At 70.2% G+C, this 13,829-nt stretch carries 14 protein-coding genes; 9 read left to right on the forward strand and 5 right to left on the reverse strand.

The window, feature by feature from the left end:
- Positions 1 to 102: 102 nt before the first annotated feature.
- The 5 genes from rpe to ACOCEP_RS25020 all read left to right on the forward strand — a co-directional run bounded on the left by rpe (position 103) and on the right by ACOCEP_RS25020 (position 3,800).
- Positions 103 to 771: a ribulose-phosphate 3-epimerase gene (rpe, locus tag ACOCEP_RS25000; RefSeq protein WP_482339815.1), complete on the forward strand. Its 669-nt coding sequence runs from the start codon at positions 103 to 105 to the stop codon at positions 769 to 771.
- 113 nt (positions 772 to 884) lie between these two features.
- Positions 885 to 1,508: a riboflavin synthase gene (locus tag ACOCEP_RS25005; protein WP_016333119.1), complete on the forward strand. Its 624-nt coding sequence runs from the start codon at positions 885 to 887 to the stop codon at positions 1,506 to 1,508.
- A gap of 53 nt (positions 1,509 to 1,561) precedes the next feature.
- The gene (locus tag ACOCEP_RS25010; protein WP_482339816.1) at positions 1,562 to 2,836 is read left to right on the forward strand and encodes a bifunctional 3,4-dihydroxy-2-butanone-4-phosphate synthase/GTP cyclohydrolase II; all 1,275 of its coding nucleotides are present in this window, start codon (positions 1,562 to 1,564) and stop codon (positions 2,834 to 2,836) included.
- Positions 2,833 to 3,339, forward strand: coding sequence for a 6,7-dimethyl-8-ribityllumazine synthase (ribH, locus tag ACOCEP_RS25015; RefSeq protein ID WP_016333121.1), 507 nt, complete (start codon positions 2,833 to 2,835; stop codon positions 3,337 to 3,339). The genes ACOCEP_RS25010 and ribH overlap by 4 nt, the downstream gene beginning before the upstream one ends.
- A 17-nt stretch (positions 3,340 to 3,356) precedes the next feature.
- On the forward strand, positions 3,357 to 3,800 hold the full coding sequence (locus ACOCEP_RS25020; protein ID WP_125674999.1) for a PH domain-containing protein: 444 nt from the start codon (positions 3,357 to 3,359) through the stop codon (positions 3,798 to 3,800).
- A gap of 423 nt (positions 3,801 to 4,223) precedes the next feature.
- On the opposite strand, the gene ACOCEP_RS25025 is transcribed toward ACOCEP_RS25020, so the two are convergent.
- Both ACOCEP_RS25025 and ACOCEP_RS25030 read right to left on the reverse strand, forming a co-directional pair.
- Positions 4,224 to 5,003, reverse strand: coding sequence for an exodeoxyribonuclease III (locus ACOCEP_RS25025; RefSeq protein ID WP_482331423.1), 780 nt, complete (start codon positions 5,001 to 5,003; stop codon positions 4,224 to 4,226).
- 94 nt (positions 5,004 to 5,097) lie between these two features.
- Positions 5,098 to 5,835, reverse strand: a complete 738-nt coding sequence (locus ACOCEP_RS25030) for a S1 family peptidase (protein ID WP_482331424.1) — start codon at positions 5,833 to 5,835, stop codon at positions 5,098 to 5,100.
- A gap of 238 nt (positions 5,836 to 6,073) precedes the next feature.
- On the opposite strand from ACOCEP_RS25030, the gene uvrC reads away from it, so the two are divergent.
- From uvrC to whiA, 4 genes are read left to right on the forward strand one after another with little or no spacing between them, the layout of a single operon-like run.
- The gene (gene uvrC / locus ACOCEP_RS25035; protein ID WP_482331425.1) at positions 6,074 to 8,023 is read left to right on the forward strand and encodes an excinuclease ABC subunit UvrC; all 1,950 of its coding nucleotides are present in this window, start codon (positions 6,074 to 6,076) and stop codon (positions 8,021 to 8,023) included.
- A gap of 50 nt (positions 8,024 to 8,073) precedes the next feature.
- The gene (gene rapZ, locus ACOCEP_RS25040) at positions 8,074 to 8,931 is read left to right on the forward strand and encodes an RNase adapter RapZ (protein WP_482339817.1); all 858 of its coding nucleotides are present in this window, start codon (positions 8,074 to 8,076) and stop codon (positions 8,929 to 8,931) included.
- The gene (locus tag ACOCEP_RS25045; RefSeq protein WP_482331427.1) at positions 8,918 to 9,892 is read left to right on the forward strand and encodes a gluconeogenesis factor YvcK family protein; all 975 of its coding nucleotides are present in this window, start codon (positions 8,918 to 8,920) and stop codon (positions 9,890 to 9,892) included. The genes rapZ and ACOCEP_RS25045 overlap by 14 nt, the downstream gene beginning before the upstream one ends.
- 18 nt (positions 9,893 to 9,910) lie before the next feature.
- Positions 9,911 to 10,900, forward strand: a complete 990-nt coding sequence (whiA, locus tag ACOCEP_RS25050; protein ID WP_005152315.1) for a DNA-binding protein WhiA — start codon at positions 9,911 to 9,913, stop codon at positions 10,898 to 10,900.
- A 61-nt stretch (positions 10,901 to 10,961) separates the two neighbouring features.
- Here whiA and ACOCEP_RS25055 read toward each other — a convergent pair whose 3' ends face one another.
- The 3 genes from ACOCEP_RS25055 to ACOCEP_RS25065 are packed head-to-tail and all read right to left on the reverse strand — an operon-like array spanning position 10,962 to position 13,827.
- Positions 10,962 to 11,915: a prenyltransferase/squalene oxidase repeat-containing protein gene (locus ACOCEP_RS25055; RefSeq protein ID WP_482331428.1), complete on the reverse strand. Its 954-nt coding sequence runs from the start codon at positions 11,913 to 11,915 to the stop codon at positions 10,962 to 10,964.
- Positions 11,912 to 12,619 (reverse strand): class I SAM-dependent methyltransferase, encoded by a 708-nt coding sequence (locus tag ACOCEP_RS25060; RefSeq protein ID WP_482331429.1) that lies wholly within the window; start codon positions 12,617 to 12,619, stop codon positions 11,912 to 11,914. Before ACOCEP_RS25060 ends, ACOCEP_RS25055 begins: the two co-directional genes overlap by 4 nt.
- Positions 12,613 to 13,827 (reverse strand): glycosyltransferase family 4 protein, encoded by a 1,215-nt coding sequence (locus tag ACOCEP_RS25065; RefSeq protein WP_482331430.1) that lies wholly within the window; start codon positions 13,825 to 13,827, stop codon positions 12,613 to 12,615. The genes ACOCEP_RS25060 and ACOCEP_RS25065 overlap by 7 nt, the downstream gene beginning before the upstream one ends.
- Positions 13,828 to 13,829 lie beyond the last annotated feature (2 nt).

Consider the following 13,829-nt stretch of genomic DNA (forward strand, 5'->3'; position numbering starts at 1 on the left):
CGGTGCCATTTCGCGTCATACTCCAGACCGGGTCGCCGGTCACAGCCGGTTAGCGGGCGTTAGCGGCGCCCTCCTACACTCGGGCGCGTGGCTCACCGACCTTTGATCGCACCCAGCATCCTCTCCGCGGACTTCGCCCGGCTCGGCGAAGAGATCCGCGCCGTCGCGGGGGAGGGGGACACGCGCGCGGACTGGGTCCACGTCGACGTCATGGACGCGCATTTCGTGCCGAACCTGACCCTGGGCCTGCCCGTGGTGCAGTCGCTGCTCAAGGCCACCGACGTGCCGATCGACTGCCACCTGATGATCGAGAACCCCGACAAGTGGGCCATCGGGTACGCCGAAGCGGGCGCTTACAACGTCACCGTGCACGTCGAGGCCGCGCACGACCCGATCGCGCTGGCGAAGAACCTGCGCGCCGCCGGCGCGAAGGCCGGCCTGTCGATCAAGCCGAACACGCCGATCGAGGACCACCTCGAAACCCTGAAGCACTACGACACGCTCCTGGTGATGTCGGTCGAGCCCGGTTTCGGCGGCCAGTCGTTCATCGAGGGCGTCCTCGACAAGGTGCGCACCGCGCGGCGCCTGGTCGACACCGGCCACCTCAAGCTCGTCGTCGAGATCGACGGCGGGATCAACGCCGACACCATCGAGCAGGCCGCCGAAGCCGGGGTGGACTGCTTCGTCGCCGGTTCCGCCGTCTACGGCGCCGAAGACCCCGGTAAGGCCGTCGCGGCGCTGCGCGAGCAGGCTGCCCGCGTCCGTGGCTGATCCCGCCTCGTGATCCGCCGTCGGGTCAGGAGAAGGAATCGGCCCCGATGGGTGTTGGATGAAGGCGGCACCGTTTTCCAGCGACGGTGCGAGCCAGGAGGAGGGCAGCAGGAGTGTTCACCGGCATTGTCGAGGAACTCGGCGAGGTCACCGCGGTCGAGCAGGTTCCGAACGCCGCGAGACTGACCGTGCGGGGGCCGCTGGTGACCAGCGACGCCGGGCACGGCGACTCCATCGCGGTGAGTGGCGTGTGCCTCACCGTGGTCGCGGTGGCGGGCGGTGAGTTTACCGTCGATGTCGTGCACGAGACCCTGCAGCGCTCCAGCCTCGCGAAGGTGCAGGTCGGCGACGTCGTCAACCTCGAACGCGCGACGCCGGCGGGCGGCAGGCTCGGCGGGCACATCATGCAGGGCCATGTCGACGGCACCGGCGTCTTCCTCAAGCGCGACGAGCAGGGGCTCACCACGTTCGCGCTGCCGAAGAAGCTGTCCAGGTACGTCGTGGAGAAGGGTTCGATCGCGGTCGACGGCGTCTCCCTCACGGTCGCCTCGGTGACCGACGAGGAGTTCTCCGTCGCCCTGATCCCGACCACCCTCGAACTCACCACCCTCGGCCGGAACACCCCGGGCGACCTGGTGAACCTCGAGGTCGACGTGGTCGCCAAATACGTCGAGAAGCTGGCCATGCCGCACCTGCGCGCGCAGGGGGACAATGGCGGTACGGAGGAGCGGGCGTGAGTGAGACGAGTGCGATTCCGGGGTCGGCCGGGCTGACCCCCTGTGGAGGCGGGGTGGCCGTGAACGCCGATGCCATCGAGGCGGCCATCGCCGACATCAAGGCTGGCCGTCCGGTCGTCGTGGTGGACGACGAGGACCGCGAGAACGAGGGCGACCTGATCTTCGCGGCCGAGAAGGCCACGCCCGAACTGATGGCCTTCATGGTGCGCTACACCTCGGGTTACGTCTGCGTGGCGCTGACCGAGCCCGAGGCGGACCGGCTCGACCTGCCGCCGATGTACCACACGAACCAGGACCAGCGCGGCACCGCGTACAGCGTCACGGTCGACGCCGCCGAGGGCATCACCACCGGTATCTCCGCGGCCGACCGCTCGCACACCGTCCGGCTGCTCGCCGACCCGGCGTCCAAGGCGTCGGACTTCCGGCGGCCCGGCCACGTGGTCCCGCTGCGCGCCAAGCAGGGCGGCGTCCTGCGGCGCCCGGGGCACACCGAAGCGGCCGTCGACCTGGCCCGGCTCGCCGGGCTCTCGCCGTCCGGTGTGCTCTGCGAGATCGTGTCGCAGAAGGACGAGGGCGACATGGCCCGTCGCGACGAACTCGAGGTCTTCGCCGCGGACCACGATCTCAAGATGATCACCATCGCCGACCTGATCGCGTACCGGCGGCGCACCGAGAAGCAGGTCGAGCGGGTCGCCGAGGCGCGGATCCCGCTGAACGCGGGCACGTTCCGCGCGGTCGGTTACGACAGCCTGCTCGACGGGATCGAACACATCGCGTTCGTGTACGGCGAGATCGGCGACGGCGAGGACATCCTGGTCCGCGTGCACTCCGAATGCCTGACCGGTGACGTCTTCGGCTCGCTGCGCTGCGACTGCGGACCGCAGCTGGAGGCCGCGCTGGAAGCGGTCGCCAAGGAAGGGCGCGGGATCGTGCTCTACATCCGCGGCCACGAGGGCCGCGGCATCGGGCTGCTGCACAAACTGCAGGCCTACCAGCTGCAGGACGCGGGCGCGGACACCGTCGACGCGAACCTGCAGCTCGGCGTCCCGGCCGACGCGCGGGACTACGGCACCGGCGCGCAGATCCTGTGCGACCTCGGCGTCCACTCGATGCGGCTGCTGACGAACAACCCGGCCAAACGCGTCGGGCTGGAGGGCTACGGCCTGCGGGTGAGCGGTCGGGTGTCGCTGCCGATCTCGCCGAACCCGGAGAACCTGCGTTACCTCAAGACCAAACGGGACCGGATGGGGCACGACCTGTCCCAGCTGGAGCATTTCGACCAGGTCGGCGCCGAGGTCGACCAGGGCAACGGAGGTGGCACGCGGTGAGCGGCGAAGGCCGTCCGGACGTCGAACTCGACCTGTCCGACTGTAAGAACATCCGGCTCGGGATCGTGGCCACGCGCTGGCACACGAAGATCACGGGCGCGCTGCTGGAACGCGCCCTCGAGGCGGCGAAGGTGGCCGACCTGGAGGAAGAGCCGACGGTCGTGCGCGTCGCGGGCGCCGTCGAACTGCCCGTCGCCGCACAGGCGCTGGCCCGCACGCACGACGCGGTCGTCGCGCTGGGCGTGGTCATCCGGGGCGGGACGCCGCATTTCGAGTACGTCTGCGACGCGGTCACCGCGGGCCTGACCAGGGTCGCGCTCGACGAGAGCACCCCGGTCGGCAACGGCGTGCTCACCTGCGACACCGAGCAGCAGGCGCTCGACCGGTCGGGGCTGCCCGGCTCCGTCGAGGACAAAGGCTACGAAGCGACGGTCGCCGCGCTGGACGCCGCGCACGCGCTGCGGAACCTGCGCCAGCCGTGGACCGAGCGGGGATTCGTGTGAGCGTCGAGGCGGATGTGATGACGGAGTCCGAGGTCGTGGTGGTGCGGCCCCGCCGTGCCCTGGTGATGTGCTCGGTGCTGGCGGTGATCATGCTGGCGACGTTCGTGGTCGTCGCGGTGCTGCTGCGCGGCTCGGACACCGGGGTGATCTTCCAGCCGTCCGACCAGGCGGCGATGATCGGCATCGGGGTCCTGCTCGCCGCGGGCACGATGCTGTTCGCGACCGCGCGCGTGAAGGCCGACGCCGACGGCATCGAGGTCCGGAACGTGCTGATGACCAAGAAGTTCGCGTGGAGCGAGGTGCTCTCGGTGAGCTTCCCGGACGGGGCCTCGTGGGCGCGGCTGGAACTGCCGGACGACGAGTACTACTCGGTCATGGCGGTGCAGGCGGTGGACCGGGAACGCGCGGTGGCCGCGGTGCGGGCGCTGCGGCGGCTGCACAAGGCGGCCTGGGAAGGCTGACGCTCGCCTTTTCCCGACCGGCCGCGTTTCGTCCTCTGGATGCGGTGCTTGCGTGTGGCAAGTACGTGAAGGCCCCCTTCATTGCGCTAGACGCAGTGAAGGGGGCCTTCACGTACTTGGGAAGGTGTGAAGGTCGAGTTTCCTCGGCTGAGCCGAGGGAAGGGGCCCTTCACGCGCGGCCGTTGTGACCAGTGGTGCAGGTGGGGCGCTTGTGGTGATCCTCCAAGCGAGGCTGACGCCGCTCTCCGGCTCCTTCAAGTGCTAGGAACGGTCCTTTCCTTGCAAAATTTGCAAGGAAAGGACCGTTCCTAGCATCCGGGGCAGGCGGCGTTCGCCGGGCTCACTCAAGTGTCATGAAAGGGTCGTTCAGGACGAAAAACGTCCTGAACGACCCTTTCATGACATCCGGCACCCGCAGGCCGTTCAGAGCGAAAGATCCACCACGATCGGCGCGTGGTCCGAGGGCCCCTTTCCCTTCCGTGCCTCACGGTCCACATAGGAATCCGTCACCGCACCCGCCACGACGGCGTCGGCGTACACGAGGTCGATCCGCATTCCCTTGTTGTTCGGGAAGTTCCCGGCCCGGTAGTCCCAGTACGTGAACGGGTGGTCGTACTTCAGCGGCCGAGGGAACACGTCCGACAGCCCGAGGTCCCGCAGCGCGGCGAGCGCCTTTCGCTCCGGCTCGGTCACGTGCGTCGATTCGGAGAATACGCCGATGTCCCAGACGTCCGCGTCGGTCGGCGCGATGTTGAAGTCGCCGAGCACCGCGAACGGCAGGCCGCGCGCCTGCTCTTCCCGCACGGTCGCCTCCAGCGCCGAGAGCCAGGCGAGTTTGTAGCCGTAGTGCGCGTTCTCCAGGTCACGCCCGTTCGGCACGTACACCGACCACAGCCGCACCCCGCCGCAGGTGGCGCCGACGGCCCGCGCGTCGGCCTTGTCCTCGAAGGTGGGCTCGCCGGTCAGCCCGCGTGTCACGTCTTCCAGCCCGACGCGCGACAGGATCGCGACGCCGTTCCAGCGACCGATGCCGTACGCGGCCGTCTCGTAGCCCAGCTCCTTCACGGCGTCGAAGGGGAAGGCGTCGGTGCCGCATTTGAGTTCCTGCAGGCACAGCACGTCCGGCTGCACTGAGCCGAGCCAGTCCAGCACCCTCGGCAGCCGGGGCCCGATCGAGTTCACGTTCCAGGTCGCGATCCGCATGCCCGCGAGCGTCCCACACCCCACCGACACCCCGACGCGAAAGGGCCCTCCGGGACGGGTCGCGTCTCGGAGGGCCCTTTCACCGGGGTGGAGGTCAGACCCCGGTGGTCGAGCGGATCCAGGAGCGGGCCGAAGCGACGCTGCCGTAGTTGTTGGTGCCGCGGATGTTCGAGCCGCTCTGGTTCTGCACGGTCGAAGCGACACCGACCTGGACGCCGTTGGAGACCTGGGGGCCGCCCGAGTCGCCCTTCCACGCCGAACCGTTGATGCCGACGCTCTGGATGGCCGGGCCACCGTAGGCGTCGGTCGAGCTACCGGTGACGCGCACGTTGGCGACCTTCAGCGCCGAGGCGGGCGGGCCGGTCGGGGTCTCGCGGCCCCAGCCGTAGAGCTGGTTGGTGCTGCCGACCGACGGGTTCGAGCTCGCCAGGGAGATCGGCGTGACGCCGGCGTCGGAGGCCAGGTGCAGCAGCGAGATGTCGGCGCCGTTCGGCGAGGACACCTTGCGGTCGACGGCGATCTCACGGCCGCCCTGGAGCTGGTTGCTGCCGACGCGGACCCGCATGCCGCTGCCGTCGGAGTCGAGGCAGTGCTTGGCGGTCAGGACCCAGCGCTGGGCGATGACGCTGCCGGAGCAGTTGAACCCGTCCCACTGACGGCCCGGGGTGTTGACGTAGACCTGGGCACCCCAGCTCACGGTGGGGGCGGTGCCGCCGCCCACGATGTTGGGCTGGACACCGGTGGGGGTGCCCGCGGAGGCGACCGCGCCGGCGGTCATGGTGAGGGCTGCGGCGGCGAGGGTGGCGGCGCCCAGCGTACGAAGACGGCTCACGGTGCAGGAGTCCTTTCGAGCGTCATCTGACGACGAACCGAGTGAAGTGGAACTGGGACGGAAAGTAATCACCAGGTTCACTCGCTAGGAACCAACGAACGTCTGATCCGGCCGAAGACCCGACTTAGGTCGGTATACGTAATGAAACACGGACCGCATCGTGGTAGCCGCCACTCGAATGAGTGCTAGAGCATGGGGGCTCGCAAGACTGTCGGTGGTGCCCCATAGGCTTGGCGGCGTGGCTGACCCGACCACCTACCGTCCCTCGCCGGGGAGCATCCCGGACGCCCCTGGCGTGTACAAATTCCGTGACGCCACGAAGAGGGTCATCTACGTCGGCAAGGCGAAAAGCCTCCGCAGCAGGCTGAACTCCTACTTCGCCGACCTCACGGGCTTGCACCCGCGCACGCGTCAGATGGTGACGACCGCGGCGAGCGTCGAGTGGACCGTCGTGGGCACCGAAGTCGAGGCGCTCCAGCTCGAATACAACTGGATCAAGGAGTTCGACCCGCGGTTCAACGTCCGGTACCGCGACGACAAGAGCTACCCCGTCCTCGCCGTCACGATGAACGAGGAGTACCCGCGCCTGCACGTCTATCGCGGCGCGCGCAAGAAAGGCGTGCGGTACTTCGGGCCGTACGCGCACGCCTGGGCCATTCGCGAAACGCTCGACCTGCTGCTCCGCGTCTTCCCGGCCCGCACCTGCTCGGCGGGCGTCTTCAAACGGCACGGCCAGATCGGCAGGCCCTGCCTGCTCGGCTACATCGGCAAGTGCTCGGCTCCCTGTGTCGGCAAGGTCTCCGCCGACGAGCACCGCGAGATCGTCGAGGACTTCTGTGACTTCCTCGCCGGCCGCACCGACGCGCTGATCCGCCGCCTGGAACAGGAAATGGCGGCCGCGTCCGAAGAGCTGGAGTTCGAGCGCGCCGCGCGCCTGCGCGACGACCTCGGCGCGTTGCGGCGCGCGATGGAGAAGCAGGCCGTCGTGCTCGGCGACGGCACCGACGCGGACGTCGTCGCCTTCGCCCACGACGAGCTCGAAGCCGCCGTCCAGGTCTTCCACGTGCGCGGCGGCCGGGTCCGCGGGCAGCGCGGCTGGGTGATCGACAAGGCCGAAGAGATGGACGTCAAGGATCTCGTCGACCACTTCATCACGCAGTTCTACGGTGAGCAGGCCGAACGCGCGGACGATCCCGACGGCGGCTCTCCGGTGCCGCGCGAGGTGCTCGTCCCCGAACTGCCCGCCGACGCGGAAGCCCTCGGCGAATGGCTGTCCGGGCTGCGCGGGTCGAAGGTGAGCCTGCGTGTGCCGCAGCGCGGCGACAAGCGCGCTCTCGCGGAGACGGTGACGCGCAACGCCGGGGAGGCGTTCACCCAGCACAAACTGCGACGCGCGGGCGATCTCACCGCCCGCTCGGCCGCGCTGGCGGAACTGCAGGACTACCTGGCCCTGGAAACCGCGCCGCTGCGGATCGAATGCGTCGACATCAGCCATATCCAGGGCAGTGACGTGGTCGCCTCGCTCGTGGTGTTCGAGGACGGCATCCCGCGCAAGTCCGAGTACCGGCGCTTCGCGTTGCGTGAGGCCGCGGAGGAAGGCGACGTCGCGTCGATCGCGGAGGTCGTCCGCCGCCGGTTTTACCGATATCTCAAGGAAAACGCCGAAGGGGTCGATCCGGACCGCCCGGGCATCGACCCGGAGACCGGCAAGCCACGCAAGTTCGCGTACGCGCCGAATCTGCTCGTCGTCGACGGCGCGGGCCCGCAGGCCACCGCCGCCGCGGACGTTCTTTCCGAATTGGGCATCACCGACATCGCCGTGGTCGGCCTGGCGAAGCGCCTGGAGGAGGTGTGGCTGCCGGGCGATCCCGATCCGGTGATCCTGCCGCGCACCTCCGACGCGCTGTATCTGCTGCAGCGGCTGCGCGACGAGGCGCACCGCTTCGCCATCCGGTATCACCGGGAGAAGCGGTCCAAGCGGATGCAGGTGTCCGCATTGGACGGTGTGCCCGGGCTGGGGCAGGCTCGCCGTACCGCGCTGATCAAGCATTTCGGCTCGGTGAAGAAACTCCGCGAAGCGCGGATAGAGGAGATCGAGGCGGTGCCCGGCTTCGGCAGGCGCACCGCCGAAGCGGTCGTCGCGGCGCTCGCAGGGGAGCCCGCGGCGACGGGGGAGTCCAGTACGTGACCGGTGAAAGGACCATCGTGAGTGCGCAAGAAGAAGGCCGCGGTTCGGGGATGGAGGTCGCGGTCGTTTCCGGTCTGTCCGGCGCCGGCCGCAGCACCGCCGCGAAATGCCTGGAGGATCTGGGCTGGTTCGTGGTGGACAACCTGCCCCCCGAGCTGATCGCCACCATGGTCGAGCTCGGCGCGCAGGCGCGGGGCGCGATCACCAAGGTCGCCGTGGTGATGGACGTGCGTTCGCGCGCGTTCACCGACGACCTGGCTTCGGTCATCAAGGACCTCGACGCCCGCGGGTACAAGCCGCGCGTCCTGTTCCTGGAGGCCACCGACGAGGTGCTGGTGCGCCGGTTCGAGGCCGTCCGCCGCGGCCACCCGATGCAGGGTGACGGCAGGCTCGCCGACGGGATCACCGCCGAGCGCACGCTCCTGGAGCCGTTGCGGGAAGAGGCCGACCTCGTGCTCGACACGTCGTCGCTTTCGGTGCACGACCTGCGCGCCAAGATCGAGGACGCCTTCGGGTCCGAGGCGAGCACGCAGACCAGGGTCACCGTGCTGTCGTTCGGCTACAAGTACGGCCTTCCGATGGACGCCGACCTGGTGATGGACGTCCGCTTCCTGCCGAACCCGTTCTGGATCCCGGAGCTGCGCGACCACACCGGTCTCGAGGGCGAGGTCCGCAACTACGTGCTCAGCCAGGAAGGCGCGGACGAGTTCCTCGACCGCTACCACCAGCTGCTGCGCCTGATCGGCGCGGGCTACAAGCGCGAGGGCAAGCGGTACCTGACGCTGGCCGTCGGCTGCACGGGCGGTAAGCACCGCAGTGTCGCCATTTCCGAGGAGCTCGCCCAGCGTCTGTCCAATGAGGACGGTATGGCCGTGAAGGTGGTGCACCGCGACCTTGGCCGCGAGTGATCCGCGCGCGGTCGCACTGGGAGGCGGGCACGGCCTGCACGCCACCCTCACCGCGTTGCGCCGGGTGACCTCGCAGGTCACCGCCGTGGTCACCGTCGCGGACGACGGCGGCTCGTCCGGCAGGCTGCGCCGGGAGCTGGGGCTGCTGCCGCCGGGCGACCTGCGGCAGGCCTTCGCCGCGTTCGCCGCCGAAGACGGCGGGACCCTGTGGGCGGAGGTGTTCCAGCACCGCTTCGGCGGCGACGGCGCGCTCGCCGGGCACGCGGTCGGAAACCTGCTGCTGGCCGGGTTGTTCGAGGTGCTCGGGGATCCGGTCGCCGCGCTCGACGAAGCGAGCAGGCTCATGGGCATCTCCGGCCGTGTCCTGCCCATGTCACCCGAACCGCTGGAGATCCAGGGCGAGGTTTCGGGGCTGGACGCCGAGAATCCCGGAGCGCTCCGGAGGATCCGCGGTCAGGTGGCGGTGGCGACGACTCCGGGGCAGGTGCACCGGATCAGCCTGCACCCGGCGGGCCAGGCCGATCGGCCGCCGCGCGGCTGCGCGGAGGCGATCGAGGCCGTGCTCGGCGCGGACGTGGTGTTCCTCGGCCCGGGGTCGTGGTTCACCAGCGTGCTGCCCCATCTGCTGGTACCGGATCTGCACGACGCGTTGCTCCGGACGGACGCCACGAAGGTCGTGATCCTCAACCTGATCCCCCAACCGGGGGAGACAGCGGGGTTCTCGCCGGAAAAGCATTTGGACGTACTCTTCGAGCACGCCCCGGAATTGCGGGTGGACGCGGTCATCGCGGACCGGGACTCGGTGCCCTCACCAGCCCGGTTGCGGGACGCGGCCGGGAGACTGGGCGCGCGGGCGTTGCTGGGGGCGGTGGCTGACCCGGTCGTGACGGGGCGGCATGATCCTGATGCGCTCGCGGGCTGTATGCGAGACGCTCTGGAGTCTCACCGGGGGAGGAGCTGAAGGTATGGAGGGGCAGCGATGGCGATGACCGCCGCCGTGAAGGACGAGCTGAGCCGGCTGGAGATCACCAAGATCGGCCCGCGCCGCGCGGAGGTCGCGTCGATGCTGCGATTCGCGGGCGGGCTCCACATCGTGGCCGGCCGCGTCGTGGTGGAGGCCGAACTCGACACCGGTTCGGTGGCGAGGCGGCTGCGCAAGGAGATCCACGAACTGTACGGACACCAGTCCGACGTCCACGTCATCTCCTCCAGCGGATTGCGCAAAGGCACGCGGTACGTCGTCCGGGTGGTCAAGGACGGCGAGGGGCTCGCCCGGCAGACCGGTCTGATCGACCAGCGCGGCCGTCCGGTGCGCGGGCTGCCCGCCGCCGTCGTGTCCGGTGGTGTCGCCGACGCGGAAGCCGCCTGGCGCGGCGCGTTCCTGGCGCACGGTTCGCTCACCGAACCCGGACGCTCGTCGTCGCTCGAAGTCACCTGCCCTGGCCCCGAGGCCGCGCTGGCGCTCGTCGGCGCCGCCCGGCGGATGGGCATCCAGGCCAAGTCGCGCGAGGTCCGCGGCGCGGACCGGGTCGTCGTGCGTGACGGCGACGCGATCGGTGCCCTGCTCACCCGGCTCGGCGCGCACACGAGCGTGCTCGCCTGGGAAGAGCGGCGGATGCGCCGCGAGGTGCGCGCCACCGCGAACCGGCTCGCGAACTTCGACGACGCGAACCTGCGGCGTTCGGCCCGCGCGGCCGTGGCGGCGGCGGCCCGGGTGGAGCGGGCGCTGGACATCCTCGGCGAATCCGCGCCGGAGCACCTGCTCGCCGCGGGCAAACTGCGCCTGTCGAACCGGCAGGCCTCGCTCGAAGAGCTGGGCCAGCTGTCGGATCCGCAGATGACCAAGGACGCGGTCGCCGGCCGGATCCGCCGCTTGCTGGCGATGGCCGACAAGAAGGCGAAGGAACAAGGCATTCCGGACACCGAATCCGCCGTCACCCCGGACATGCTGGAAGAAGACGAGGCCTGACCCACCCGCGTTTAGTCCTCTTGTTGCGGTACTTGCGTGTGCAAGGACCGCAACAAGAGGACTAAACGCGGTGCTCCCCGAAGACGTCGCAGGTGGCGGGGTCGCCTTCGAAAGCGGCGGTCGCCAGGAGGACGGCGCCCGAGGTCCACGTGGTGCGTTCGTCCGGCCAGAACTCCTCGTCCACGAACTGGTATCCGGTCCAGTACGAGCCGTCGTCGTGGCGTAGCCGGGCGAGGCACGCGAGGAGTTCGCCCGCGCGGGCCCGGTCGCCGCGCGTGGCGAGGGTGAGCGCCAGTTCGGCCGTCTCGCCGCCGGTCGCCCACGGCTCGTGATGCACGCAGCGCACGCCCAGCCCGGGCACGACGAACCGGTCCCAGCCCGCCGCCAGCCGTTCCGTCGCGTCGGCGCCGGTGACGACGGAGCCCAGAACCGGGTAGTACCAATCCATCGCGTGCGGTTTCGGCGCGAACAGCCGCGGCTCGCCGACCAGTGCCGCGCGCAGCCGGCGTGCCGCGACTCGCCACTGTGGACGGTCCAGTCCCACTGTGGACGCGAGCGCCAGCGCCTGCGTCAGAGCGTGATGGATGCTGCTGCATCCCGTGACCAGCCGGGTTTCGGGGTCGTCGCGCCAGGAGATGGCGCCCGACGGTTGCTGCCGCCGCAGCACGGCGTCGACGGCGTTGTCCACGACAGGCCACATCCCCTCCAGCCAGGCGCGGTCCCCGGTCAGCAGGAAATGGTGCCGTGTGCCGACCGCGACGTAGGCGGTGAAATTCGTGTCCATAGTGGACAAGTCGATTCCGCCGTCGCGGTACCGGGCCGCCCAGGATCCGTCGGGACGCTGGTTCCGGAGAAGCCACTCGTACGCGGCTTCGGCCTCGGCCCTGAATCCCGCCACGTCCAGCCCCATGGCGGCTTCGAGATGGTTCCAGGGATCGAGGTGCCCGCCGGGTTCCCAGGGGATCCCGCCGTCGGGCCGCTGCACGGCCACGATGGCGGCTGCGGTGGCCTTCACGGTTTGCGCGCGTAGACGACGAGGCTCTTGCCGAGCACGGGGTTCAGCGCCCACTCGGCGAACCGCACCGGCCGGGGGCTCCGCATGATGTCCCAGACCAGGAACCGGTGGTACAGCGCGCAGAGCCGGTGCTCCTCGTCCGGGCCGACGGCACATTTCAGCCACCAGTACGGCGAATGCAGGGCGTGGGCGTGGTGGCCGCCTGTCGTCCTCAGCCCGGCTTCGGCGAGCTTGCCGAGCAGTTCACGGCGGCGGTAGATCCGGATGTGCCCGCCTTCGACCTCGTGATACGCGTCCGAGAGCAGCCAGCAGATCCGCTCCGGCCACCAGCGCGGCACGGTCGCCACCAGCCTTCCACCGGGTGCCAGCACACGGCTCGCCTCCGCGAGCACCGCGCGGTCGGCATGGATGTGTTCCAGGGTCTCGGCGACGATCACCCGGGTGAAGGAACCACTCGGGAACGGAAGCCGCAGGCCGTCCGCGCGGACGGCCAGCGCCGAGGCCGTGCGGGGCGCCTCGCCCGCCTCCGCCAGGTTGGCGAACATGTCCCGCACGTGTTTGAGCGCGGTGTCGTCGAGGTCGGCGGCGACCACGTCCGCGCCGCGTTTGTACGCTTCGTAGGCATGACGGCCGTCCCCGCAGCCGAGGTCCAGCACCCGGTCCCCGGGGCCGACGGGGAACCGTCCGAAGTCGACGGTCAGCACTCCGCACGCTCCTGGCCGAGGACACGCCGGTAGTACGCCGCGGTCTCCTCGGCGGTGCGCCGCCAGCTCAGTGCCCCGGCCGTCGCCAGCCCGCGGGCCGCGAGGTCGGCGCGCAGGTGTTCGTCGCCGAGGACCTTGGTGAGCGCCTCCGCGAGCGCGGGCACGTCACCCGGCGGCACCAGGATCCCCGCGTCGCCGACGACTTCGCGAAGCGCCCCGCCGGTCGTCGCGACGACCGGTGTGCCGCAGGCCATCGCCTCGGCGGCCGGAAGCGAGAACCCCTCGAAAAGCGAAGGTATACAAGCGATTTCGGCCGAGCACAGCAACCGCGCGAGTTCGTCGTCGGTCAGCCCGCCGACGAAGCGGACGCCGGCGCCGGGCCCGAGCCGGGCGAGTGCCCGCGCCGCCGGGCCGTCGGGTTTCGGTTTGCCGACGATCACCAGTTCGCCCTCGATCCGTTCCCACGCCGACAGGAGGTGTTCGAGCCCCTTCAGCGGCTCGTCGGCGCTGGCGGTGGCCACGACGCGCCCCGGAACCCGCGGGATCTCGGGCCGAGGCCGGAAGATCCTGCTGTCGGCGGCGAGCGGGACGACGTGGATCCGGTCCGCCGGCACACCCATGTCCCGGCCGATGGCCGCGCGGGACGCCTGGGACACCGTCAGCGTCGGCAGCCGCCGCGCGACGCGGTGCTGCATTTCCACGAACCCGTACCACCGCGCGACCCGTGCCGCGTCGCGCCCGGTGACGGTGGCGAGCTTCAAAGCCCGGTCGACGGCGATGGGATGGTGGACGGTGGCGACCGTCGGCAGTCCACAGTGGAGCATGCCGTAGCCGAGCCCCTGGTTGTCGTGGACGAGGTCGAACTCGCCCCGGCGTTTCGCGAGATGGCGCGCGGCGCGCAGGGAGAACGCGAGAGGTTCGGGGAAGCCGCCGCGCCGCATGCCGAGGAACTCCACCCACGACGGCAGATCGCGCAGCTCCCGCGGGCGCGGGGTCCGGAAGGGATTCGGCTCCGCGAACAGGTCGAGCCCCGGGATCTTCGTCAGCCGCACGCCCTCATCCACCTCCGGATACGGAGGCCCGGACAGCACCTCGACGTGATGCCCCAGCGCGGTGAGCTCGCGGCTCAGATGCCGGACGTACACGCCCTGACCGCCACTGAGCGGGTTCCCGCGGTAGGTCAGGAGCGCGATGCGCAGTGCGCTCACCG

The sequence above is a fragment of the Amycolatopsis sp. CA-211722 genome, assembly GCF_056828465.1.

Excerpts from the sequence above, each read along its gene's own strand:
- ACOCEP_RS25020 (WP_125674999.1), top strand. The coding sequence starts at position 3,357 with ATGACGGAGTCCGAGGTCGTGGTGGTGCGGCCCCGCCGTGCCCTGGTG.
- ACOCEP_RS25025 (WP_482331423.1), bottom strand. The coding sequence starts at position 5,003 with ATGCGGATCGCGACCTGGAACGTGAACTCGATCGGGCCCCGGCTGCCG.
- rapZ (WP_482339817.1), top strand. The coding sequence starts at position 8,074 with ATGGAGGTCGCGGTCGTTTCCGGTCTGTCCGGCGCCGGCCGCAGCACC.
- whiA (WP_005152315.1), top strand. The coding sequence starts at position 9,911 with ATGGCGATGACCGCCGCCGTGAAGGACGAGCTGAGCCGGCTGGAGATC.